We start from the raw sequence: 22,620 nt of genomic DNA on the forward strand, positions 1-22,620 counted from the left end.
GCTATGTCGTCGGTTGCTCGGCCGACCGCGCGTGTCATCTCTATCTAGCGGAGGGGTGTCATTTCTATCCGGGCTCTATAAAAATAAAGTCTGATAATATATATTATGTTAAATAACGGATTGGATCGATGGGAGATATTCCTCCTCATTCATCTCAGTCCTCCCGGATGCGGCTATGGGCTTTGGTGTCGCGCATGCGGATATAGACCGTCAGAGAAATCGCGATCATGACGCTGACATAAATATAGAAAGCGGATTCCATCCCCGACTGCTTGAACCAGAGCGCGACGAACTCGGCCGTGCCGCCGAACAAGGTATTGGCGAGCGCATAAGGCAGCGCCACGCCCAATGCACGGATATGCGCAGGAAACAGTTCGGCCTTCACCACGGCGTTGATCGAGGTATAGCCGGTGACGATCACCAGGCCCGCCATCACCAGCAGCCCGGCGACCAGCGGATCGCGTGTCACGGCCAGGGTCGCGAAGATCGGATAGGTGAAGAGCACGCCCATGACGCCGAAGCCGATCATCAGCGGCTTGCGCCCGATTCGGTCGGACAAGGCACCCGCCAAAGGCTGCAACAACATGAAAATGAACAATGTTATCCCATTGATTTCCGACGCTATTTCGCGACCGAAGCCGGCTGTGTTGACGAGGAATTTCTGCATGTAGATAGAATAGGCATAGAAGGCGATCGTGCCGCCGGCGGTCAGCAGCATCACCGTCAGCGTCTCGCGCGGATGGTTGGTGATGAGTTCGATGAAGCCGGACTTGGGCGCGCCTTGGGCCTTGGCCACTTCAAAGCTTTGGGTTTCGGCAAGGCCGCGCCGCAGCCAGAAGACGATCACCGCCAGCGCGCCGCCGATGGCGAAGGGAATGCGCCAGCCCCAGGCGTCAAGCTGCGCCTCGGTTAGGATCGACTGGAGCAGCAGCAGCACGCAGATGGCTACCAGCTGCCCGGCGATCAGCGTCACATATTGGAAGCTGGAGTAAAAGCCGCGCCGGTCCTTGCCGGCCATTTCGGTGAGATAGGTCGCGCTGGCGCCATATTCGCCGCCGATCGACAGGCCCTGCATCAGCCGGGCCAGCACGAGCAGCAATGGCGCACCGACGCCGATCACCTCATAGCCCGGCGTCACCGCGATCAGCAGCGACCCGGCGCACATCAGCGACACCGACAAGGTAAGCCCGCTCTTGCGGCCGTGACGGTCGGCATAGGCGCCCATCAGCCAGGCGCCGATCGGTCGCATCAGGAAGCCCACGGCAAAGATGCCGGCCGCGCTCAGCAACTGGGCGGTGCGATCCTCGCTCGGGAAGAAATGCGGGGCGAAATAGAGGGTGAAGGCGGCATAGGCATACCAGTCATACCATTCGACCAGATTGCCGGTGGAACCGCCGATGATCGCCTTGAGCCGGGCGCGTTTGTCGGGTGCCGCACCCTGCCCCTCATGTGACGTCATGGCGTCAGCACCATTTCACCATTTTCAACGCTCCAGCTTTTGAGACGGGACAGCATGTTCATGCCGATGACATTGACGTCGCCCAGTGCCGGGGAAACGACGACCTCGACATCATTGGCCCGCAGCGGCCCCACCGTCAGCGTCGAGATGCTGGCGCGGCGCGCGTCGATCTTGCCATTGGCGGTGTTGAGCGGGATCGCTGGCGCATTCATGTCGATATTGAGGCCGGTGGCGCGGGCGGTATTTTCCGAAAGGGCGGTGATGGTCGCGCCGCTGTCGATCAGGAAGCGCGCGGACATGCCATTGACCATGCCCTCCACCCAATAATGGCCGTCCGGCGCGACCGGAATGCGCACCACCTGCCCATCGGACTGGATCGGCGGAGGCGCCGGCGGCGGCGCGGGCTGTGGCGTTGGCGCGGCACTGTTCTGCGGCTGGAGCAAGGCCCCCTCCTCCGCTGCGAACCGTGCCGGCATCAGTCCCGCCTTCTGGGCGAAGGTGAAGAGGCCGAGCAGGGCGCCGAAGATCAGCACCCAGAGCAGCGCCATCCGCACGAAGCTGCCCAGCGCGATGCGGCGGCCGATCAAGGCGGAGCCGACCAGGACCAGGGCGAGCAGATACCAGATGCTGGACATCGCCTGATCCGTGCCGTCCATCAGTGGGGTGCTCCGTCGTTAAGGTCGATGACCAACCCGTCATAGCCCGGCTCGACGCCTTTGGGGAGCGTGGCGCACAGGGTGGCATAATCCATGCTCTGGTCCATATGCGTGAGGATCGCGCGATCGGGCTGGGTTGCCATGATCCCCGCCAATGTCATCTCCAGATGGGCATGGGTGGGATGCGGCCGCGCGCGCAGCGCATCGACCACCCAGATGTCGAGATCGTCGAACAGCGCCAGCATATCCGGGGTTATTTCATGAAAATCCGTGGCATATCCGACATGACTATCATCATGACTGAAGCGAAATCCAGTCGAATAAATGTCGCCATGGGGCATGTCGGTGCAGGCAATGTCGATATCGCCGATCCGCAGGCCGTCGGGGAGATCATGCGGGATGATGATCGGGGGATAGCCCCCCCTCCCCGCAAAGGCATAGGCAAAGCGGGCCTGGAGCAGACGCATCGTCTGGGTGCGGGCATAGCCCGGGATCGGGCTGCTACGGTGATGGAACAACTGGCGCACATCGTCGATGCCATGGCTGTGATCGGCATGATCATGCGTCCACAGAATCGCGTCGATGTCGATCACGTCGGCCGCCAGCAACTGCGCTCGCAGGTCCGGGGATGTGTCGACCAATATCCGGGTCGTCGCGCTTTCCACCAGGATCGAGACGCGGGTGCGGCGGTTCCTGGGTTCCTTGGGGTCGCAGGCGCCCCAATCATTGCCGATCCGGGGAACGCCGGAGGATGTGCCGCTGCCAAGGATGGTCAGCTTGAGGCTCATGCCTGCGGCCGGCCCTCAATCTTGGCGAATAGACGCAGGAAATTGGCCGATGTGGCCGCCGCCAGATCCTCGATGCTCTCACCGCGCAGATCGGCAAGGAAGCGGGCCGTGTCGGAAACGAAGGCCGGTTCGCACGGCTTGCCGCGATGGGGCACCGGGGCGAGGAAGGGCGAGTCCGTTTCCACCAGCAGCCGGTCGAGCGGCAGGCGCGCGGCGGTTTCCTGCAGATCCTTCGCGCTCTTGAAGGTCACGATGCCCGAAATGCTGATATAGAAACCCAATTCCATCGCCGCATCGGCGAAGGCGCCGCTGGCGGTGAAACAGTGGATGACGCCGCTATAGGCCCCCTTCCCCATCTCGTCCCGCATGATCGCCAGCGTATCCTCTTCCGCTTCGCGCGTATGGACGATCAGCGGCAAGCCGGTCTCGCGGCAGGCGGCGATATGGCTGCGGAAGCTTTTCTGCTGCCGCTCGCGATCGCTATGGTCGTAATAATAATCGAGGCCCGTTTCGCCGATGCCGACGACGCGCGGATGGGCCGCGCGCTCGACCAGCTTGGCGGTGTCGACATGGGGATGCTCGTCCGCCTCATGCGGATGGATGCCGACGGTCGCCCACACGTCCGCCTCGCGCACCGCCGTGCCCAGCACATCGTCCCACTCGCTTTCGCGGGTGGCGATGTTGAGCATCAGGTCGACGCCGCGCGCACGGGCACGTTCCAACACATTAGGCTGATCTTCGATCAACCCCTTGTAATTGAGGTGACAATGGCTGTCGATCAACATCCGTCAGGCGTCCGCTTCGGTCAGTTCCAGGCGCGGGAAGAGCGGCTTGGGCGCGGCCAGCCCGAAATCGCTTTCGGCCAGATCGCTATACCAATGATCGCCGATCGCGCCATAGCTGCGCTTGTCGGCCGGCACGCCCATATGGTCGAGCAGCGCGGTGGCGCTCGCCGGGATCACCGGCTGGATTGCGACCGCCAGCTGGGCGATGGCGATATAGAGCGTCGCCAGCACTGTCTCCATCCGCTGGGGATCGGTCTTGCGCAGCGACCAGGGCGCCTGCGCGTCGATATATTGGTTGCAGGCAAAGGCTGCGCGCAGCCAAGCATCGATCGCCACCGACGGCGCGAGATCGGCCATGGCGCCGGGCATATCGCTGCGCACGACCTTGTCGATCAGCGCGAACAGCTCCGTATCGGCGGCGTCATGGCCATTGATGGCCGGCAGGCGGCCTTCCAGATTTTTCGCGATGAAGCTCAGCGTGCGCTGGGCCAGATTGCCGAACGCATTTCCAAGGTCGCTGTTCGAGCGCTGGACAATCGCTTCGGCGCTATAGCTGCCGTCATTGCCGAAGGTCACTTCGGACAGCAGGAAATAGCGCAGCTGGTCGACGCCGAAGCGTTCGGCCAATTCCATCGGATCGGCGACATTGCCGACCGACTTCGACATCTTCTCGCCGCGGTTCAGCAGGAAGCCATGGCCGAACACCTGCTTGGGCAGCGGCAGCTTCGCGCTCATCAGGAAAGCCGGCCAGTACACCGTATGAAAACGCACGATATCCTTGCCGATGATATGGGTGATATCGCCACCCTCCGCCCAATAGCGCGCCATGCGCTCGGCATCGTCAGGATAGCCGCAGCCGGTGATATAATTGGTCAGCGCATCGACCCAGACATACATGACATGGCCGTCGGCGCCGGGCACCTTGACGCCCCAGTCGAAGCTGGTGCGCGAAATGCTGAGATCGGACAGGCCGCCTTCGACAAAGCGCAGGATTTCGTTGCGACGGCTTTCCGGGCGGATGAAGTCGGGCTGGCTGTTATAGAGGTTCAGCAGCTTGTCCTGATATTTGGACAGGCGGAAGAACCAGCTTTCCTCGACGGTCCATTCGACCGGCGTTCCCTGCGGCGACAGCTTTACGCCGCCCTCGCCGTCGGTGATTTCCTTCTCGTCATAGAAGGCTTCGTCGCGGACCGAATACCAGCCTTCGTAGCGGCCCAGATACAGGTCGCCATTGGCCTCCATCGCCCGCCAGATCGCCTGGCTGGCACGGTGGTGATCGGGTTCGCTGGTGCGGATGAAGCGATCATAGCTGATATTCAGGCTATCGTTCATCTGCTTGAAATAGGACGACATTTCATCGGCCAGTTCGCGCGGCTCGATGCCCCGGTTGCGCGCCGTCTGAGCCATTTTCAGCCCATGTTCGTCGGTCCCGGTCTGGAAGAAGACATCGCGGCCCATCATCCGCTGGAACCGGGCGATCGCGTCGGTGGCGATCACCTCATAGGCATGGCCGATATGCGGACGGCCGTTGGGATAGGAGATGGCGGTGGTGATGGTGTAAGGCTGCGACATGCAGCCTCCCTAGCGGCTGTTCGCGTCGCCGCAAAGCCGCTTTTCAGGTCGCCGCCTCAGCCAGTGCCGCGACATGGCCGCCCAGCTCGAAAACGACCGAGGCCGGGTCGAGCGACAGGATCACCGCGCCGCCCGCCAGATGCCGGGCTGCTTCCCAATGATCGAGCGCACTGCCCAGTGCCGGGCCATGACGGGTCCGGGCGGCCTGGGCAATGAAGGCGGGCGCGCGCTCCAGAAAGGCTTCGTAACGCGGCTTGGCCGCCTTGCCGGCCAGCGCCTTTGCCAGGCGCAAGCGCTCGCGATTGCCGGGATCACCGTCGGCCGCGATCGCCAGCAGCGATTTTTCGAGGCCAGCAAGGTCGAGCCCCGCATAGCGCAGCGCGCGACCAGGTGAGCCCTCCCCCGCGCGCAGCAGCGCATCGAGTTCCGGCCCGGACAGGCTTTCATCCTCGCGCCGGAGTACCGTCGCCATGGCGCTGTCCGACAGCGGATCGAAGCGCATCGTGCGGCAGCGCGAGCGAATGGTGGGCAACAGCCGACCCGGCGCATGGCTGACCAGCAGGAAGATCATGTCCGCGGGCGGCTCTTCCAACGTCTTGAGCAGGGCATTGGCGGCGCCGCGCTCCAGATCATCGGCGCTGTCGATCACGACGATGCGACGGGAGGAGAGCGACGGCGCCGACTGGATCAGCCGCTGCAGGCCGCGCACCTGGTCGACGCTGATGTTGCGTGCGGTAACGCCATCCTTCTCCAGCGGCGCCAGTTCGGCATAATCGGGATGCGCGCTCGCCTCGATCAGGCGCCGGATCGGATGGCTTTCGGGAACGTCGAGCCCCTCACCCTCGATCTTCGGACCGGCCGCATCGGCCAGCAGACGCATCGCCATGGCGCGGGCGAAGCTGGCCTTGCCGATGCCGCGTGGGCCACTCAATATCCAGCCATGATGCATGCGGCCGCTGCTTGCCGCCGCCAGCAGGGTCTGCGCCTGGGCATCATGCCCGACCAATGACGTCATGACAGCAGGTCGTCCAGTGCCGCGAGCAGTCGGGCGGTGACATCCTCAGCCGCGCCCGACGCATCGATTGCGCGGACCCGTTCCGGCTCATCTGCGGCAAAGCGGACGAACGCTTCGGCCACGGCCCGATGAAAGGCGCGGTCGCGACCGCCGATCCGGTCCGACACGTCGCCGTCACGGGCATGGGCGCGAGCTTCCGCCTCCGCTTCCGGCAGGGTCAGGAACAAGGTGCGATCGGGCAAGAAGCCGGCGCTGCCGATCTGGTGCAGCGCCAATATGTCGGCATCGCTGAGGTCACCCTGCCCCTGATAGGCGCGGCTGCTGTCGAGGAAGCGATCGGACAGCACCCAGGCGCCACGGGCCAGCGCCGGGCGGATCGTCTTTTCGATATGGTCGGCCCGCGCGGCAGCGAACAGCAACGCTTCGGCGCGGGCATTCCAGCGGTCCGCACCACCGGTCAGCAGCATGGCGCGGATCGCTTCCGCCCCTTCGCTGCCGCCCGGCTCGCGGGTCTCGACAACCTCAAGCCCGCGCGCGCGCAGAGCCGCCGCCAGCGCACGAAGCTGGGTCGACTTGCCGGCGCCCTCGCCGCCTTCGAGCGTGATGAAACGGCCTGTGATCACCCGAAGAAGGACTTCAGACCATTCCAGAGACGACCGAAAATGCCCGCTTCCGCGACATCTTCACCAGCGACCAGCGGCAGCACCTGTGGCGGCGTATCCGGGGTCTGGACGATGAGCTGGGCGATCTGCTGGCCCTTGGCGATCGGCGCCTTGATCGGGCCGGTATAGACGACCTTCACCTTCACATTGGCCGACGCGGTGCGCGGCATGGTGACGGCCATATTCTGCGGCGCGACCAGCGACACGGTCGACGCGCTGCCCAACTGGACGGCGGCGGTCTCGACCGTCTGCCCCTTCTTGAACAGCGGCTGTGCCTTCCAGGCGCGGAAGCCCCAATCCATGAAGCGGACGGATTCGGTGATCCGGCCGTTGAAGCTGGTCAGGCCGGCGACCACCATCACCAGGCGGCGGCCATCCTGTTCGGCCGAACCGGTGAAGCCGAAACCGGCTTCTTCGGTATGGCCGGTCTTGAGGCCGTCGGCGCCCGCGATCTTGCCCAGGATCGGATTGCGATTGGCCTGCGCAATGTCGGAGCCGCCCATGGTCTTGCCCCAGGTGAAGGAGCGGGTGGCGTAGAATTTCTTGTAGAGATCCGGCGTCTCTACGATCGTGGCTTCAGCGAGCTTGGCCAGATCTTCGGCGGTGACATAGGTCACGCCCTCGTCAGGCCAGCCATTGCTGGTGCCGAAATGGCTGTTCTTGAGGCCCATGCGCTTGGCCTCCTCGTTCATCAGCGCAACGAACGCCTGCTCGGTGCCGGCAATGCCCTCGGCCAGCACGACGCAGGCGTCATTGCCCGACAGGGTGACGATGCCGTGCAGCAGATTTTCAACCGACACCTGCTCGCCCACCGACAGGAACATGGTCGATCCGGCCTTGGGGCCGTGCCATTGCTGCCAGGTTTCCGGACGGACCGTGAATTTGGTGTCGAGCTTCAACTCGCCCTTCTGGATCAGGCGGAAGGCGACATGCGCCGTCATCATCTTGGCCATCGAAGCCGGCGGCATCCGGGTCTCGCCGCCCTTGTCATAGAGGACAGCGCCTGAGGAAAGATCCTTGAGATAGGCGATCGGCGCCTCGCTCGTATAGGGCGGGGCCGCGGCAACCAGCGGCTGGGCCAGCAGACCGACGAAGAGAGTGGCGGCAACGGTTTTCTTCATGAACTCAAGCCTTCGACTGGATAGATTCGCTGGACGTATCGCTATGATTAGCGCGCGTCATTAGCCATGACACGGACATTCGCAAAGCCCTTCGCTGCCGCCGTCTTCACGCCGGCCTGCGCCGCCGCCTGCGAGGGATAGGGACCATAGCGCACACGCCAGACCGGACCGGCCGCAACAGCATGCGCGCCGATCTGCCTGGCCAGCGCCTCAGCCCGGCTCTGCGAGGAAAGAGCAGCAACCTGAACGACATAGCCGCCAGATACCGGTTTTGTCGGCGTTGCGGTCTTCGGGACCGGCTTGGGAGTGGGGGGCGCGGGCGTATCGAAGGACGCGCCGCGACGGCTGGAACTGCTCGCGACCGGGATCGCCTGAACGACGGGGCGTGCGGTCTGAACCTGCGCTGGCGGGCTTACCGGCACTTGCGCCAGACGCCCGCGCAGCACCTTCAGCAAAGGCGGCGGCGTCTCGATCCGCTCGGGCGCACGGTGATGAGCGCGCAGCAGCGCCTTTTCCTGCTCGGGCGGATTGACCCGGCGAACGCGAACGGCCGCAGCGCCGTCGCCGGTAATGCCCAGTTGTTCGGCCGCGCCGCGCGACAGGTCGATGATCTTGTCGTCGCTGAACGGACCACGATCGTTGAGCCGGACGAGGATGGTCCGTCCACTGCCCAGCGCCGTCACCTCGACATAGCTTGGCAGGGGCAAGGTCTTGTGGGCGCCGCTGATCGCCGACGGCACGAAATCCTCGCCATTGGCCGTCGGCTTGCCGATCGCCTCCTCGCCATACCAGCTGGCATAGCCAACCTCGTCATAATTGACCGGATCGGCCGGGACATAGGTCTTGCCGCCCACGCTATAGGGTTCGCCGATCTTGACCGGTTCGTCCACAACCGCTGGCGCCGTTACAGGTGGCGCGGGGCGTGGCGCCGGCGGCGCCGCGGCCTGCTCGCTGCCGCAGGAGGCGAGCAGAGACGCCGCGGCGCCCAGCGTGATCCAGTTCCTATTGCTTGACCGCATCGGCCAGCAACCCCACGGAAAGAGCGTAGAAATTGGAGCAATTATAGTCGAGGATCGCGCGATAATTGCTGGTCAGCAGATAGGCGGTCTTGCCCGGCCCATCCGGCTCCAGCAAGGTTGCCATGACAGTGTCCGCCGGCCAGATGCCGCTGGCCGGGAACAGGCCCAGCTTGCGCCACTCGGCCATGGTCAGCCAGCGGCTGTGGCGGTTGAACACCCGCGGGCAGCGCGGCGCCGTCGTGCGCGCCGCCACCGAGGCGCGGTTGAAGCTGGTCGGCACGCTGACAGCCACGCCCCAGGGCTGGCCCCGCCGCCATCCCGCCGCGACAAAATAATTGGCGATCGACGCCAGCGCATCCGCCTGGCTGGTCCAGATATCCGCCCGGCCATCGCCGTCGCCATCCTTGGCGAGCTTGAGATAGACCGAGGGCAGGAATTGCGGATAGCCGGTCGCCCCGGCCCAACTGCCGACCAGCCGGCTGCGCGGCACGCCATCGTTCAGCATCTTGAGTGTCGCCAGCAATTCCGGCTCGAACAAGGTGCGGCGGCGCCCTTCATGCGCGAGCGTCGCCAGCGACCGGATCAGGTCGAAATCGCCGGTATAGGAGCCATAATTGGTTTCGTGGCCGAAAATGGCGACCATGATTTCCTCGGGCACCCCGGTTTCCGCCTCGATCCGGGCCAGCCGCGCGCGATTGGCGGCATAGACTGCCCGCCCACGGCTGATCCGCGCGGCATCGACATGCTTGACCCGATAGGGCTCGAAATTGGGAATGGGCGAATAGGTGCCCCCGCCCGGCTGGCTCTGGTCGAGCGCCACGACGCGCGGGTTGATCGTCAGGGTCGGGAAGACGGCGTCCAGCGTCGCGTCGCGAATGCCCATGGCCCGCGCCTTGGGCCGCAGCGATTCCAGATAAGCGCGAAAGTCCCCATCATCCTGCGCAACCGCGACCTGCGGCGCGGCCAATCCCGCCACAACCGTCGAAAAACCCATCATCAGCGCAATGGCCAGCGAATTGAACCGAGAATCTGCCATGACCTTTTGTGGCACAGCCAGGGCGACCGGCGAAACCCCTATCCGATACGAAGTCGCGAATGGACGACCATTAGCCTCAATATTGTCATTTTTGCCCTTGGCTTGTTCGCCGGCTTCGCTAGGAAGCGTCGCAACGGAAGTGTGGCCGAGTGGTTTAAGGCAGCGGTCTTGAAAACCGCCGTGGGTGCAAGCTCACCGTGGGTTCGAATCCCACCGCTTCCGCCATCGCTATTTTGTGTTCGGGCGCGGTGCGGTTTGGCGGGCGTCGATCAGTCTTCCTGGGGAGCGATACCCATTAAGCGCCTGGCTTTGGTCCGCAACTGCTCACTAACCAGGTCTGCCAGAGCGATGCTCAAATAGTCGGTAGCGCCCCTTCAGCCTTGCGCTGCTCGCTATTCCGATCGAGCAAGATTTCGACGAAGAGTGGAAATGCGCTCAATCCTGGCGCCAAAGGAACCGAAAAGCTTCTTGAACGAGGATAGCTCGACTTCTCCGCCCGTTTGGAGGGAGTAAGCCGAATTTCACAAGCCTCCCCCCGCGCCTGCGCCTACTCAGAACGCCTTGTGATGAACGAGCACGTTGAAGGTCCGCAGCAGGATGCCGATATCCCGCGCGAGGCTCCAGCCGTGCAGATATTCCAGATCCGCCTCGATCCGCCGCAAGATGTCGCCGCGTGTTTCCGTCGCGCCACGGAAACCCCTGATTTGGGCCAGTCCCGTGATGCCGGGCTTGAGCGCGTGGCGATGCCAATATTGCCGATCGACCTGCCAGAAATAGGCGTTGTCAGCGGTCGAGCCCAAGGCGTGCGGCCGCGGCCCGACGAGGCTCATTTCGCCGAGCAGAACATTGAATAGCTGGGGCAGTTCGTCGATGCTCGTACTGCGAATGAAGCGCCCGATGCGGGTCACACGGTCATCACTTCGACCGGTGGAACGGCTACCCAACGCGTCGCCGCAATCGGTCCGCATGCTGCGGAACTTATAGATCCGGAACAAGCGGTTGCCGCGACCGATGCGTTGTTGGCGAAAGAAGACCGGCCCTGTGCTGTCGATCTTGATGGCGATCGCCACCAGAAGCAGCAACGGCAGCAGCGCAATGACCAGGGGCACGGTCAAGGCAATGTCGAGCAAGCGCTTGCGCGCGCGGTCAGCAAGGTTGAGCGGGCCGCGCGAGACCACCAGGGTCGACGTGTCCAGCCAAGTCCCTACCGCAAGCGGTGCAGTCTCCCCGACCTCAGGCACGACGACTTCGCCCTGGACATTGCTGCCCTTCAATATCTCGGCCCAACTCGCCCGTCGGGCAGCCGGGCAAAGGATGATCGCTCTGTCATAATCACGCAGCAGCACACCCAATTGGTGCAGCTTGTGCGGATCATCCTCTTCGGGGCGCAGCCCGATCTGGCGCGCATCGATCACGGCTGCCGCACCGCAATCATTGGGGCGCGCGATACCATCAAGGATCAATATCTCCGCGAACAGCTGATTTCCGAAGCAACGCCGGACCGCATAGGCCATCAGTGAGCGCTGCACGACCAGCAGCCCCAGGCTGCCAAAGACGCCGAACAATATGCCTGAGCGCAGGAAGGTCCCCACCGCCTTCGATGCGAAAATTACAAGGAAGAACAGCAGCATGGTGGCACCAAATGCCAATGTCGCAGCGCGACAGCTGATCGTCGCGCTAGTCAGACAGGACACACTGTAAGCCTGGCTGTGAAAGGCGATGATCGCAAAGACGAGAATGCCTGCGGATAATGATCCGATCATGTCCGACGAGGATGCCGGCGAGAGGCGTGCGCCTACGCCAAAGCCAATCAGCAGCGCCAAGCAATCAGCTGATAGCAACAGCAGGCACAACCACAGGCGTGCATTGCGCCTGGCGATTAACGCCCCCGTTCCGCTCGCGCTGTGGAAACGCGCCGCCAAATCCGGATTTGCCATGGCCTGTCCTTTTCCCGTCGATTGTCGACCACTGGCACAGCAATGGCCGGACGCTCCCAGTTCCGCAGCACGCAGAGGAGCGAAATCAATTCAACCGACAAGAGCACGGGCGCCTCAAAAACATCAATCCGTGACAACACCTAATTAATATTAACCAATCAATTATCAGAAATTCAATTTTATATCAGAACGAATGCAACTTAATCTGCAATTTTATTAACAGCGTAATTTCACTTATATTAATCTAATCTTTTTTTGTTAAATCAGGTAAACCAGATCATCGCCCTTCATCCAAAAATGGGAGGTCCAGGAGAATATGACCATTGCACTCTGTGCCAGTGCGACAATCATATTGGCCGTTTGGGCGATCGGCCTTTATTATCTCTGGCAACGTCAAAATGCGTCGCTCGTCGAAATCAAGCCAGCATGGCCGGATCGCCTTTTTGCAATTTTCTGGCTCCCGATCGCACTATTGGCGCTCATCGCGACAATCCCCTCTTTAGGGCGACAAAAAGCACCACGGCCGCAGAAATATTGACGCTCATCCGTCCAGCCTCCGGCCTATTCCCGCCGCAAATGCAACTCTCAGGGCATCCGAAAGATTGCGCGTCTTGAGCTTTGCCATCAGGTTTGCGCGATGAATTTCGATCGTGCGCGGGCTGATGCCCAATTGCAGGGCGATGTGCTTGTTCGGCAGCCCCATTGTCAGGCCTGCCAGCACATCCCGCTCGCGCGGCGTCAACTTTTCCACCAGCGATTGCGCCTGCGCGACCCTTTGCCGGCGCGCACCATTATCATATAGCACCGACCAGGCGTTCTCGACCGCCTGCAGCAGGCTCTGCCGCTCGAACGGCTTCACCAGGAAATCCACGGCACCCATCTTCATTGCCGCGACCGTCACGGCAATGTCGCCATGCCCTGTCAGCATGATGACCGGAAAATTGAGATCCGCTTCATTGAGCCGGCGCTGCACCTCCAGCCCATCCATGTCGGGCATGCGCAGGTCCAGGATCACACAGCCCGGCGGCTCGGTCGGCGCGGCGGCGAGGAAATGAGCGCCCCTCTGCCAAGTGCGGACCGAATATCCTTCAAGCTCCAACAAGAATGCCGTTGCCGCTCTGACGGAATATTCGTCGTCCACGATGTGAATCGTCTTCATTTCCTCCACAAAGAATCCCCTTCTTACGCTTCAATGTGAAACAAAAGCAGCTGCCGGCAGGCGCGGGCTCAACCCAGATCCGCCCGCCATGGGCCTCCACAATTGTTCGACAAATGGACAATCCGACCCCAGTTCCCTCTTCCTTGGTCGTGACAAAGGCGTCGAACAGCCGCTCGCGGATTTCCGCGGCAATGCCCGAGCCGGTGTCGGTAATCATGACTTGGGTGGTAAGCTCATCGACGCGGGACGCCTGGATCGTCAGTATCCGCTCATCCATGTTGCGCATCGCATCTATGGCATTGCGACAAAGATTGCCGATCACCTGCTGGATCTGGACCGGATCGGCGAATACCGGCCCCGCGTCCGGCGCAACCCGAAGCACGACGCGGACTTGCGCACGGGCAGCTGCGGGGCGGACGAGCGCAATGCTGCTGCGCACCATTTCGCCGATATCCTGCACCTCCAGTTGCGCTTCGCCACTACTGGTGAAATCGCGCAAATGGCGCATGATCGCCCCCGCCCGCACCGCTTCGCTCGACGCGAGATGGAAAATTTCGTCCAGCTTCGCTCGGCTCCCGCCGTTGAGATTGTTGAGCAGGATGCTGCCCCCCTCCATATAGGCTGCAAGCGCTGTCAATGGCTGGGTCAACTCGTGCGACAGCATCGACGCCATCGCGCCCATTGCGCTATAGCGGGTGCCATCCAGCATTTCCGCCTGCAGGGTTTCCAGCCGAGCCTTCGTCGCCTCCTGTTCGGAAAGGTCGCGCACAAAGGCCGTAAACCTTGTGCCGCCGTTCGCTTCCATCCGCACGAAGGTCATCTCGGTTGGAAAATTCGAGCCATTATGATGCCGGCCGATCAACTGCCGCTCGATCTTTTCCGAAACATCGACGATCCGGAATGGATATTCGTCAGGCACTTCGTCTTCAGAAGGACAGACCAGCAGCAGGCTCTCGAAATTCTGGCCTTTGAGGTCCACAAGATCATAGCCGAACATGCGGGAGGCCGCTTCGTTGATATATTCGATGCAGCCGTCGGCATCGAATACGAAGACGGCGTCCGGCGCGGTCTCCAATATCAGCCGCAACTCATGCTCCCGCTCCTGCAGCGCAAGCTCATGCGCGCGCTCCAGCGTGACGTCGCGGATCAGGTTGGCAAAGCCCTGCAACGCTCCGTCATTGTCGTACAATGCCGTGACAACGCAATTCTGCAGATAGATAGTGCCATCGCTGCGGCAGCATTCATGATCGAATTCCCAGCTGCCATGCTGCCGGGCGAAGGCGAAGGCCTGCGCCATGCGCGCCTTGATCTCCGCCCGCCCTGGGTAGAGCAGCGCGACATGGCGATGCATCACCTCGCCGGTCAACCAGCCGGTAAAGCGCTCGGCACCGCGATTCCAATGCAGGATGAACCCTGAAACATCGGTCATGTAGAGGGCATAATGCGCCGCGCCGTCGGTCAGCAGCTTCATCTGCGTCATCAGCCGGCCGACATGGGCAGCCTGATATTCCGCTCTGGCGCGCCAGAATGTCGCGCGAAGCGCAACGACGTTGGCGGCAACCAGCGCCATGAGGAAGGCGCCCGCCGCAAGCAGCCCGCCATGAAAGCCTTCAAGCAGATAAGTGACCGCCAAGGCGGCGATACCAGCCAGAAAGCCCGGTCCGGCGCCGAACAGCATCGTCGTAAACAATGCAACGAATGTGAATATCACATAAAATTCGCTGGAGAAGGACGGATATTCATCGGCCTGAAAAGCGGCGAGCGCGATCGCGACCATGGCCAACCCGACCAGATAGCGACTGACCCCGCTCCACGAGACGTGTCGTCTGAGGCATCGCAGCCTGACCAGCGAAAAGCTGGCGCGGACTTGGCCCGCCTTGGAGATCGGCATGATGTTAAATCGTCTGACGGCTGCGAACATAACTCAAACCCCGCGCTTAACGCCCAGAATTATTTCATATGCTGCGACCGTCACCCTGAAAGGGATGGCAGAAACCGGCTCACGTCTTCAATCGGACGTCTGCCCCATGCTCACCCCTGACCGATTATTGATCCAGTTGGAGGTTTACATAATTCTCTGCTGCAATGCGCAATTTTTAACATCGGCATTAGGGGAAGTATAGTAGGTAGTTTTACACATTTTGAGAAATTTCGTTCCGCAGCTGCAAAATGTCATTGCCGGAGGATTTCCAAAAATGTCCACTTCGGAAATTTAACTGGTGGAGGACACGCGTTTGCCCCCTGCCCGTGCGAAATGGAACATGTCGATGACAATGGTCCGTCCGACCAGTCCGAGGACGACCATATAGACCGCTGCCCCAGCGATGACCGTCGACAACAGCATCGGAATCGGCGCTTGGCCGGCCAATGCGAACCGGAACCCCCATAGAAAAACAGCCATGACCAGCGATGCGACGACACTGGGCCGCAGCGCCTTCCAATAATCCCGCCATCCCAGCGGCAGCAGAACCACAACTGGCCAGACGGACAGGGGATAGAGGATATAGGCGCGCGCCGTGAACGCGGCAGCGACCGCAGCCATCCCATATTCAACGGCAAAGAAGAAGGTGACAATATTGACCAGCGCATAAATGCCCGCCAGCCAAGTCTGCCATTGCGGCTTCCCCATGGCGAGCATCAGCGACTGATTGTAAATGCCGATCGCCTGGAGCGCGCCGAACAGGCTGAGGTAGCGCATAACATCCGCTGCCGCCGCCCAACGCGGACCGAACAACAGGAAAATGAACTCGTCCGATACGATCGCCAGGCCGACAAAGGCCGGGGTCGTTATGGACGATGTCGCCGACACTATTCTGAGGAAAGCCTTTGCAAGGCGGGGCGGATCCCCCTTGAGTTGCGAGAAGACCGGAAGTGCCACACGGGACAGCGCACGTGCCAGCATCAGATTGGCGGCCAGCAAAGCCCGCTTGCCGACGGTATAAATGCCTGTCGCTGCGCCGCCGAGCGCCAGGCCGATGACCATGATGTCAGCATTGGCGTTGAAGAAATTCGCAGCGCCCGTCACGCCGACATGACGGCCATAGAAAAGCACGTCCCTTGCCTTTTCCCGTGAAAAACGCAGTCGGGGTCGCATCGGGCAGGCGGCCCACAGGATTATCGTTCCGATGACGGCTACGGCCAGATTCTGTGCCACCAGCGCCATCACGCCATAACCGGCCACCGCCAGTGCTATTCCGACGATGCCGCCGACCAGGGTCGAGATTGTCGAGCGCGTGGCCAATGGCCGCATCAGCAAGGCCCGCGTCAGCCAAGCCTGTGGCACGACGTTCAGCGCACCAAGGAAATTCGCGACACTGAGCCATCGCAAAACCATGCCCAAGCCCTGATGGGCGGCGGTCCGCTCGACCCAGTCGGCTAGCAAGAAGGTTGCAATCAGCAGCAGAGCGCCGGCCGCAGCAGAAATCCAGAAGGCCGTGTCATCCAAGTCGGCATCGGCAGCGCCGCCCTTGCTCACAAGCGATGCACTGATCCCCGACAATATGATCATCTGGAACCATTGCCCTACCAGCAGGGCCATGGCGACGATGCCCAGCATCGTCGCATCGACATAGCGCGCAATCACGAGGAAGGTCAGGAACTGCAACAGTTGCACACCCCAACTTTCCAGGATGGACCAGGCCATGCCTGAACGGACTGCGCGCCCCAACGCCGGACCTGACATATCGCCCTCCCCCTAGCTACGTCGAAAATCGTCGGTTGCCCGGACATGCTTCACGAATGCCGCGGGGTTGCCCCGCCACACTTGCCGGGCGGGAATATCATCAAAGACCACCGATCCGGCTGCCACGACGGAATGATCGCCAATCGACACGCCGGGCAAGATGATGGCGTTGCGGCCAATCCAGACATTGCGACCGATCGTGATCGGACGGGGCCTTACGGAGCGCCCTTCATGAACGGGATGGAAGCTCGTGTCGAACATCGCGACATTGTCACCGATACGCGAACCGCCGCCGACATCGATCCGCGCAGCGCTGAAGATATGAACTCCCGTGTTCAACGAAACCTCGTCGCCAAGAATGATGGCCCCCTGCGGAACCGTAGCCAGGCGAATCCGGGTCGGTTCATTTCGCAGGCGGACATTGTTGCCGATGACCAGGGATCCGGGGTTCCGGAGATAAGGCACGCCACCTCGCACGCGCAGGCCCCGACCCGGCTGGCAGCCTTGCGCGCGGAGTCGCATCACGGTCAGTCGCGCGTAAAGATGATCCAGTTGTGCAGACAGAAATTGCAATGCCAAACCCGTTCTCCGACTGGCGCTCACGCGGCAAGCATGAGCCGAAAGCCTGAATAGCGGCGCGCCTCCACGATCGAATGGGCGCCAAGAACCAAACGCACCATGCAGATCCACTCATGAAAACGCGTCCGCGTCGGACAAGATGGCACGTGCATCGAGTGCTCGCGTCACTCACCCGAACAAACACCAAGTTCACACATAACAAAATCATGTTCCATTATGTATTTGCACCTAATTGATAGGTGTTACCCCTGATGTTGACTAATACCGCAGTTGCGTAAGAATTTCCGCAAGCAAGATCGAGGCAATATTATCGCGATCGGGCAACGGAATGATCGTTTCTTCAATGGAGACGCAATTGCTTTCGCCGATCAATGCGCCTGGAGGCAAGATAGCGATGATGAATGCATCGCCTCTCGTCGTCGACTGGAAGCTATTTACATGAACGAAATCGGTTATCAGCCCATCATAGCAGTGACCGGCGCGACTGGCTTCGTTGGCGGCGCGCTCGCCCGTCAACTCCTGCAAATGGGCTACCGCGTCCGCTCGATGTGCCGCAGGCCCCTGACCGAAGCGGAGCGCGAGAGCGGTATAGAGTGGATCGAGGGCTCGCTGACCGACACTGATCGTTTCGACGCGCTGCTTCGGGACGCACGCTATTGTTTTCACATCGCCGCGATGTTCCGTACCGAAGGACCGCGCAAGGCGTTCATGCAGGTCAATCGGGATGCTACTCGGGCCCTGCTCGAAGCGAGCCGACGGGCCGGAGTCGAGCGCTTCATCTATTGCTCGTCGATTGGCGTCCACGGCAATGTGGCCGACGCCCCCGCAGACGAAAATGCGCCATTCGACCCCCGCGATCCCTATCAGGAAAGCAAGTTGCGAGCCGAAGATCTCTGCCGTGACGAAATGGGCCGGCCGGGCATGAGCGTCGTCATCGTTCGCCCCTGCTCCACCTATGGGCCAGGCGACACCCGGATGCTAAAGCTGTTCCGCCTGGTCCAGCGTCGCCGGTTTCTGTTTGTGGGCCGGCAAACACCCAATTTCCATCCGGTCTATATTGATGATCTGGTCGCCGGCTACATATTGACGATGGTTCATCCCGATGCGCCATCGGGTACCTTCATTCTGGGTGATCGCGCCTTCCTGCCGCTGCGCGACTATGTAAGGGCCGTCGCGACCGCCTTGGATGTGCCACCGCCCAAGGCGGCCATCCCCTACAGCCTCGCGCTAATGGCCGCACGCCTGTGCGAAGCACTTTATGCGCCGCTGGGATTACAACCCCCTCTACCTCGTCGCCGGCTGACCATCTTCAGGCACAACCGCGCGTTCAGCATCGCACGCGCGCAGACCGTTCTGGGCTATCAGCCGCTGATCAATCTGGAGGAAGGCTTTCGTCGCACCATCACCTGGTATCGACAGCAGGGGATGCTCGCATGACCATGTCCATTGGAACTCTTGCCGACCTAACGGGCAAGCCAGCGGTCGATTCTCGTCCGATCTCGGCGATCGCGGCGATGCAAGCTCCAGGCACCGGCAAAGGAAAATACCGCTGTGGTCAGCGCGAGAGGAGCCGCGATGCCGCAAACCGCCAGCATTGCCAGAGCCGATCCGGCCCCTGTGCCCCAACGAACGAACCGGCGTGTGGCACGAGTATAATCGTCGACGATCACGTTGACATCATCGAGCATTATCCATTCCCGTCGGCTCTTCGCCCGCGCCATGATCGGCCGCACCGCCCCGTCGGGCAGCGTCAGCGCACGGATCATGATCATATCTCCGATATCGACATCGATGCGCGCGGGCAGTTCGACGCAATATTTTCCATCAACCTGCCGGCGATAATGGATCACGCGCGTTTCCGCATCGCCCGACTGCCCAACGTCGGTCACAACGCCCCGCATCAACAACAATCCGACGCTGCCGAAATGAGTCAGCAACGCGGCATGTCGTTCACGTCCGGCGACGGCCCGCGCTGCTTGTCGCGATGCGGGCGCGATAGCGACATCCACGCTCGCCTGCCTGTTCCCGATCGGTGCCATGCCCTACAATCTATCCCTTTGCGGCGCTCTGCTAGCACAGGCGGGCAGCGCTGACCATGAGCGCCCCTCAGCGCCCGAGACGGACGGTCCTTGCGATCCGATGTGCTGCCCTCCTCTCGACGGCATGCCCTTGGATGGCCTGCGCGGCGCCACCGTTGTCGGGAATCAACCTCGCGGGCGGTGAGTTCAACTCGGGCAGGAAGCCGGGTATTTTCGGGAAGGATTATATCTACCCCGATACCCGCACCGCGGCGCCCTTCGTCGCGATGGGCATGAAGATCGTCCGGGTTCCGATATTGTGGGAGCGGATCCAACCCGTCCCGCTCCAGCCCCTCTCGACCGCCGAGCAGGCCCGCCTCGACAAGGTCGTGGCGACCCTGGCGCCGTTCCGGGTCATCATCCTCGACATCCACAATTATGGCGCAAACGGGGGGCAGCGACTGGATCAATCGCCAGATGGCAGCGCGAAACTCGCCGATCTCTGGCGCCGATTGGCCGAGCATTATCGCGGGAACAGGCAGGTGGCCTTCGGCCTGATGAATGAACCGAACGGCATGGCACCGACACGCTGGCGATCGATGGTGGACGAAAGCGTCGTCGCCATTCGAAAGACAGGCGCGCGCAACATGCTGTTCGTGCCAGGCTCCAACTGGACCGGCGCGCATAGCTGGACCGCCGGCGGCCGCACCTCCAACGCTGCCGCCTTCCAGAATTTCCACGATCCAGCCGGCAATTATGCGATCGAGATGCACCAATATCTGGACTCGGACAGTTCCGGGATGAAGGCGCAATGCGAAGCGCCGCCGGTCATCCAACACCGCATGGAAGCGGCGACGAAATGGCTTCGGGACAACCGCCACAAGGGCTTCCTTGGCGAGTTCGGCGCCCCTGCAAATGCCGCCTGCCTCGACAGCCTGGACGCTCTGCTCAAGCATCTCGATGCCAATGCCGATGTCTGGATGGGTTGGGCCTATTGGGCCGGCGGCCCATGGTGGGGCGCAAGCTATCCCATGAGCCTGCAACCCGTGCAAGGCAAAGCCCGGCCACAGGCAGCCATTGTTGCAAAATACAGCCAGACGGGAGCCGCAAGATGACCCGCCTGCATTATGCGCGCCTTCCCCTTGCCTGCTCGATCGTCTTGGGCTGCCCAGCCTTTGCGCAGGTCGAAGTGCCGCCTGACGGCCTGACCGTGGCACCCACGGTGCGGATGCTCTACGACGACAATGTCCTGCGCCAGAGCGATGATCTCGTCTCCGGTGACAAGGACGATCTACGTGTCACCCCGGCGCTCGATGCCACCTTCAGGAAAAATCTCGGTGTCCACCAGGTCACGGTCGTGGGATCGTTGGGCTATGACTTCCATCAGCGCTACAGCAATCTCGATCGGGAGCGCGTTACGCTCACCGCCAAGGGCGATGTAAAGGTCAGCGCACTCTGCTATCTGCGTCCAAGCGCACGCCTGAATTTCGCACAGGCCGATCTGGCCGACCAAGGCATGATCGTCGGCAACAGTGAGCGCACCCAGGACTATGCGGTCACGGCCGAGTGCGACAAGCCCTATGGTTACTATCCCGTCATCAAACTCGGCTATCTGCAAACGAACAATAGCGTCGATTCACGCCGGCCGTTCGACATCCGCACCCGCAGCGCGGGCATTGGTATCGCCTATAGCAAGGCAAGCCTTGGCGACATTCGACTGATGTTCAACGTCGAAGCTTTCCGCCGCCCCCACTGGTCAGACGAAACGTCCGAACTGCGCATGAGCCGCGGTGCCGACAATTATCGGGTTGGGATCGAGTTCAAACGCGCTGTCGCGCCGCGTCTCAGTTGGAGTGCCGGAATTGGCTATATTCATACCAAAGCGCGTGATGAACGGGTCGATGACTATTCGGGCCTGGGCTATCACGCAGGTGCCGTCTACCGGCCATCGCCGCGCACCTCCCTGACATTCGACGGCAGCCGCAGCACCAGCAACCAGAGCAACACCGGTGCGACCTATATCGTCCTGACCAATTTTTCGCTGCGCGGCAATGCGACCCTCAGTTCACGATCTTCGATCCAGGCTGGCGCGAGCTATGCCAGGCGCCAGTTCAAGGGCGAGCTGTTGATCGACACCGACATGATGCGCGGTACCGACGAAACGACCGCACTCAACGCCGGATATCGATTTGCACTGCGCAGCCGCCTGACGGCCGGCGTCGACGTTCGCCACGAATGGCGAGAAAGCGCAGTCGAGCGCTACCGATATAAATCGACATCGATGATGCTGTCCCTTGGCCTTACATTGTGAGGAGCATGGCCATGTTCTTACCCCGTGCGATGCGAAACCTGTGCAGTTCCCTTCTTCTGGCCACGCTCGCCAATCCCGTATTGGCCGGCGTCGACAACAAGGAAGCTGTCGCTGCCTATGTCCTGGGTGCCAATGACGAGATTCGCGTCTCGATATTCGGCGCCTATCCGATCGAAGTCAAAACGCGGATCAAGGAAGATGGGCGCATCACCCTGCCGAGCATCGGCGACGTGGTCGCGGAGGGATCCACGACCAACGCCCTTGCAAACAATATCCGCCGGCAATTGCAGACGGGCGGATATTTCGTCGATCCGATCGTCAATGTCGAAGTCGTGAGCTTCGTCAGTCGATCGGTCACGATGTTCGGCAACCTCCAGAACCCTGGGCTCTACCCCCTGGATCGACCTCAGACGATCGCGATGATGCTGGCGCGCACCGGCGGCGCCCGCGCGGACGCGGCGGACTATGCGATCCTGCAACGAACGGGAGAAGCGGATCGGCGGATTGCCCTCAGCGATCTCGACCCGCAAAGCGGGACCGGTCAGTTCCTGCGCGCAGGCGATTCCATCTTCGTGCCGAAGGCCGAGGAGGTATTCATCTACGGCCAGGTGAACAAGCCCGGCCGCGTCGCCTTCGAAACCGGCATGACCCTGCGCCAGATGCTGGCCCAGGCCGGCGGGCCGACTTTGGGCGGATCGGAAAAGAAGATCACGCTGCACCGCGGCACGGAGATCATCAAGAAGGCCAGCCTCGATATGCTGGTCAAGCCTGGTGACGTCTACACCGTCAACGAGCGGACCTTCTGAGATGCGATCCGGTAT

22 protein-coding genes and 1 tRNA gene are annotated in these 22,620 nt (G+C 61.7%); 7 read left to right on the top strand and 16 right to left on the bottom strand.

The genetic code is table 11. The features are described 5' to 3' along the window. Positions 1 to 154 precede the first annotated feature (154 nt). From U0025_RS09515 to U0025_RS09560, 10 genes are read right to left on the bottom strand one after another with little or no spacing between them, the layout of a single operon-like run. Positions 155 to 1,459 carry an MFS transporter gene (locus U0025_RS09515; RefSeq protein ID WP_004207124.1) on the bottom strand — a complete coding sequence of 435 codons (1,305 nt, stop codon included), beginning with the start codon at positions 1,457 to 1,459 and terminating at the stop codon, positions 155 to 157. Further along, positions 1,456 to 2,115 carry a retropepsin-like aspartic protease family protein gene (locus U0025_RS09520; RefSeq protein ID WP_004207125.1) on the bottom strand — a complete coding sequence of 220 codons (660 nt, stop codon included), beginning with the start codon at positions 2,113 to 2,115 and terminating at the stop codon, positions 1,456 to 1,458. The genes U0025_RS09515 and U0025_RS09520 overlap by 4 nt, the downstream gene beginning before the upstream one ends. Further along, the gene (locus tag U0025_RS09525) at positions 2,115 to 2,903 is read right to left on the bottom strand and encodes an MBL fold metallo-hydrolase (RefSeq protein WP_004207126.1); all 789 of its coding nucleotides are present in this window, start codon (positions 2,901 to 2,903) and stop codon (positions 2,115 to 2,117) included. The genes U0025_RS09520 and U0025_RS09525 overlap by 1 nt, the downstream gene beginning before the upstream one ends. After that, the gene (locus U0025_RS09530; RefSeq protein ID WP_004207127.1) at positions 2,900 to 3,688 is read right to left on the bottom strand and encodes a TatD family hydrolase; all 789 of its coding nucleotides are present in this window, start codon (positions 3,686 to 3,688) and stop codon (positions 2,900 to 2,902) included. The genes U0025_RS09525 and U0025_RS09530 overlap by 4 nt, the downstream gene beginning before the upstream one ends. Positions 3,689 to 3,691: 3 nt before the next feature. After that, positions 3,692 to 5,260, bottom strand: coding sequence for a methionine--tRNA ligase (gene metG / locus U0025_RS09535; protein ID WP_004207129.1), 1,569 nt, complete (start codon positions 5,258 to 5,260; stop codon positions 3,692 to 3,694). Between the two features lie 43 nt (positions 5,261 to 5,303). Further along, the gene (locus tag U0025_RS09540; RefSeq protein ID WP_004207130.1) at positions 5,304 to 6,275 is read right to left on the bottom strand and encodes an AAA family ATPase; all 972 of its coding nucleotides are present in this window, start codon (positions 6,273 to 6,275) and stop codon (positions 5,304 to 5,306) included. Next, complete coding sequence (tmk, locus tag U0025_RS09545) at positions 6,272 to 6,898, bottom strand: dTMP kinase (RefSeq protein WP_004207131.1); 627 nt, start codon at positions 6,896 to 6,898, stop codon at positions 6,272 to 6,274. Before tmk ends, U0025_RS09540 begins: the two co-directional genes overlap by 4 nt. After that, positions 6,895 to 8,058 (bottom strand): D-alanyl-D-alanine carboxypeptidase family protein, encoded by a 1,164-nt coding sequence (locus tag U0025_RS09550; RefSeq protein WP_004207133.1) that lies wholly within the window; start codon positions 8,056 to 8,058, stop codon positions 6,895 to 6,897. Before U0025_RS09550 ends, tmk begins: the two co-directional genes overlap by 4 nt. A gap of 47 nt (positions 8,059 to 8,105) precedes the next feature. Continuing rightward, complete coding sequence (locus tag U0025_RS09555; RefSeq protein ID WP_004207134.1) at positions 8,106 to 9,077, bottom strand: septal ring lytic transglycosylase RlpA family protein; 972 nt, start codon at positions 9,075 to 9,077, stop codon at positions 8,106 to 8,108. After that, positions 9,061 to 10,113 (bottom strand): lytic murein transglycosylase, encoded by a 1,053-nt coding sequence (locus U0025_RS09560; RefSeq protein WP_004207135.1) that lies wholly within the window; start codon positions 10,111 to 10,113, stop codon positions 9,061 to 9,063. The genes U0025_RS09555 and U0025_RS09560 overlap by 17 nt, the downstream gene beginning before the upstream one ends. A gap of 135 nt (positions 10,114 to 10,248) precedes the next feature. Here U0025_RS09560 and U0025_RS09565 point away from each other — a divergent pair. Further along, positions 10,249 to 10,338, top strand: a tRNA-Ser gene (locus U0025_RS09565). A 326-nt stretch (positions 10,339 to 10,664) separates the two neighbouring features. Here the strand turns inward: U0025_RS09565 and U0025_RS09570 are convergent. Continuing rightward, positions 10,665 to 12,050, bottom strand: a complete 1,386-nt coding sequence (locus U0025_RS09570; protein ID WP_004207136.1) for a sugar transferase — start codon at positions 12,048 to 12,050, stop codon at positions 10,665 to 10,667. Between the two features lie 316 nt (positions 12,051 to 12,366). Between U0025_RS09570 and U0025_RS09575 the strand changes: the two genes are divergently transcribed. Continuing rightward, on the top strand, positions 12,367 to 12,588 hold the full coding sequence (locus U0025_RS09575) for a hypothetical protein (protein WP_139278778.1): 222 nt from the start codon (positions 12,367 to 12,369) through the stop codon (positions 12,586 to 12,588). Positions 12,589 to 12,591: 3 nt separating this feature from the next. Here U0025_RS09575 and U0025_RS09580 read toward each other — a convergent pair whose 3' ends face one another. Both U0025_RS09580 and U0025_RS09585 read right to left on the bottom strand, forming a co-directional pair. Then, positions 12,592 to 13,209, bottom strand: coding sequence for a response regulator transcription factor (locus U0025_RS09580; RefSeq protein WP_072894451.1), 618 nt, complete (start codon positions 13,207 to 13,209; stop codon positions 12,592 to 12,594). Beyond that, positions 13,139 to 14,689 carry a PAS domain-containing sensor histidine kinase gene (locus U0025_RS09585; RefSeq protein ID WP_306452554.1) on the bottom strand — a complete coding sequence of 517 codons (1,551 nt, stop codon included), beginning with the start codon at positions 14,687 to 14,689 and terminating at the stop codon, positions 13,139 to 13,141. The genes U0025_RS09580 and U0025_RS09585 overlap by 71 nt, the downstream gene beginning before the upstream one ends. On the opposite strand from U0025_RS09585, the gene U0025_RS09590 reads away from it, so the two are divergent. Then, complete coding sequence (locus tag U0025_RS09590) at positions 14,651 to 15,250, top strand: hypothetical protein (RefSeq protein ID WP_257011067.1); 600 nt, start codon at positions 14,651 to 14,653, stop codon at positions 15,248 to 15,250. The genes U0025_RS09585 and U0025_RS09590 overlap by 39 nt on opposite strands. Positions 15,251 to 15,421: 171 nt before the next feature. Here the strand turns inward: U0025_RS09590 and U0025_RS09595 are convergent, their stop codons facing one another. Together U0025_RS09595 and U0025_RS09600 are read right to left on the bottom strand one after the other, a co-directional pair. Then, positions 15,422 to 16,891, bottom strand: coding sequence for a lipopolysaccharide biosynthesis protein (locus U0025_RS09595; RefSeq protein WP_004207139.1), 1,470 nt, complete (start codon positions 16,889 to 16,891; stop codon positions 15,422 to 15,424). A gap of 12 nt (positions 16,892 to 16,903) precedes the next feature. Further along, positions 16,904 to 17,470: an acyltransferase gene (locus U0025_RS09600; protein ID WP_004207140.1), complete on the bottom strand. Its 567-nt coding sequence runs from the start codon at positions 17,468 to 17,470 to the stop codon at positions 16,904 to 16,906. Between the two features lie 270 nt (positions 17,471 to 17,740). Here U0025_RS09600 and U0025_RS09605 point away from each other — a divergent pair, with 270 nt between their 5' ends. Further along, positions 17,741 to 18,907 carry an NAD-dependent epimerase/dehydratase family protein gene (locus U0025_RS09605; RefSeq protein ID WP_037490129.1) on the top strand — a complete coding sequence of 389 codons (1,167 nt, stop codon included), beginning with the start codon at positions 17,741 to 17,743 and terminating at the stop codon, positions 18,905 to 18,907. A gap of 26 nt (positions 18,908 to 18,933) precedes the next feature. On the opposite strand, the gene U0025_RS09610 is transcribed toward U0025_RS09605, so the two are convergent. After that, positions 18,934 to 19,509, bottom strand: coding sequence for a hypothetical protein (locus U0025_RS09610; protein WP_037490130.1), 576 nt, complete (start codon positions 19,507 to 19,509; stop codon positions 18,934 to 18,936). A 155-nt stretch (positions 19,510 to 19,664) separates the two neighbouring features. Between U0025_RS09610 and U0025_RS09615 the strand changes: the two genes are divergently transcribed. The 3 genes from U0025_RS09615 to U0025_RS09625 are packed head-to-tail and all read left to right on the top strand — an operon-like array spanning position 19,665 to position 22,605. Next, positions 19,665 to 20,603 carry a glycoside hydrolase family 5 protein gene (locus U0025_RS09615; protein ID WP_139278777.1) on the top strand — a complete coding sequence of 313 codons (939 nt, stop codon included), beginning with the start codon at positions 19,665 to 19,667 and terminating at the stop codon, positions 20,601 to 20,603. Then, a complete protein-coding gene (locus U0025_RS09620) occupies positions 20,600 to 21,799 on the top strand; it encodes an outer membrane beta-barrel protein (protein WP_004207144.1) in 1,200 nt (399 codons plus the stop codon). The genes U0025_RS09615 and U0025_RS09620 overlap by 4 nt, the downstream gene beginning before the upstream one ends. A gap of 11 nt (positions 21,800 to 21,810) precedes the next feature. Then, positions 21,811 to 22,605: a polysaccharide biosynthesis/export family protein gene (locus U0025_RS09625; RefSeq protein WP_004207145.1), complete on the top strand. Its 795-nt coding sequence runs from the start codon at positions 21,811 to 21,813 to the stop codon at positions 22,603 to 22,605. Positions 22,606 to 22,620: the final 15 nt, after the last annotated feature.

Origin of the sequence: Sphingobium yanoikuyae, from assembly GCF_034424525.1 — a bacterium.
GTDB lineage: Bacteria > Pseudomonadota > Alphaproteobacteria > Sphingomonadales > Sphingomonadaceae > Sphingobium > Sphingobium yanoikuyae.

Bases quoted from the DNA above. Each gene is read 5' to 3' on its own strand.
- U0025_RS09515 (WP_004207124.1), bottom strand. From the start codon at position 1,459: ATGACGTCACATGAGGGGCAGGGTGCGGCACCCGACAAACGCGCCCGG.
- U0025_RS09520 (WP_004207125.1), bottom strand. From the start codon at position 2,115: ATGGACGGCACGGATCAGGCGATGTCCAGCATCTGGTATCTGCTCGCC.
- U0025_RS09525 (WP_004207126.1), bottom strand. From the start codon at position 2,903: ATGAGCCTCAAGCTGACCATCCTTGGCAGCGGCACATCCTCCGGCGTT.
- U0025_RS09530 (WP_004207127.1), bottom strand. From the start codon at position 3,688: ATGTTGATCGACAGCCATTGTCACCTCAATTACAAGGGGTTGATCGAA.
- metG (WP_004207129.1), bottom strand. From the start codon at position 5,260: ATGTCGCAGCCTTACACCATCACCACCGCCATCTCCTATCCCAACGGC.
- U0025_RS09540 (WP_004207130.1), bottom strand. From the start codon at position 6,275: ATGACGTCATTGGTCGGGCATGATGCCCAGGCGCAGACCCTGCTGGCG.
- U0025_RS09550 (WP_004207133.1), bottom strand. From the start codon at position 8,058: ATGAAGAAAACCGTTGCCGCCACTCTCTTCGTCGGTCTGCTGGCCCAG.
- U0025_RS09555 (WP_004207134.1), bottom strand. From the start codon at position 9,077: ATGCGGTCAAGCAATAGGAACTGGATCACGCTGGGCGCCGCGGCGTCT.
- U0025_RS09560 (WP_004207135.1), bottom strand. From the start codon at position 10,113: ATGGCAGATTCTCGGTTCAATTCGCTGGCCATTGCGCTGATGATGGGT.
- U0025_RS09570 (WP_004207136.1), bottom strand. From the start codon at position 12,050: ATGGCAAATCCGGATTTGGCGGCGCGTTTCCACAGCGCGAGCGGAACG.
- U0025_RS09575 (WP_139278778.1), top strand. From the start codon at position 12,367: ATGACCATTGCACTCTGTGCCAGTGCGACAATCATATTGGCCGTTTGG.
- U0025_RS09580 (WP_072894451.1), bottom strand. From the start codon at position 13,209: ATGAAGACGATTCACATCGTGGACGACGAATATTCCGTCAGAGCGGCA.
- U0025_RS09590 (WP_257011067.1), top strand. From the start codon at position 14,651: ATGCGCCGCGCCGTCGGTCAGCAGCTTCATCTGCGTCATCAGCCGGCC.
- U0025_RS09585 (WP_306452554.1), bottom strand. From the start codon at position 14,689: ATGACGCAGATGAAGCTGCTGACCGACGGCGCGGCGCATTATGCCCTC.
- U0025_RS09595 (WP_004207139.1), bottom strand. From the start codon at position 16,891: ATGTCAGGTCCGGCGTTGGGGCGCGCAGTCCGTTCAGGCATGGCCTGG.
- U0025_RS09610 (WP_037490130.1), bottom strand. From the start codon at position 19,509: ATGGCACCGATCGGGAACAGGCAGGCGAGCGTGGATGTCGCTATCGCG.
- U0025_RS09620 (WP_004207144.1), top strand. From the start codon at position 20,600: ATGACCCGCCTGCATTATGCGCGCCTTCCCCTTGCCTGCTCGATCGTC.
- U0025_RS09625 (WP_004207145.1), top strand. From the start codon at position 21,811: ATGTTCTTACCCCGTGCGATGCGAAACCTGTGCAGTTCCCTTCTTCTG.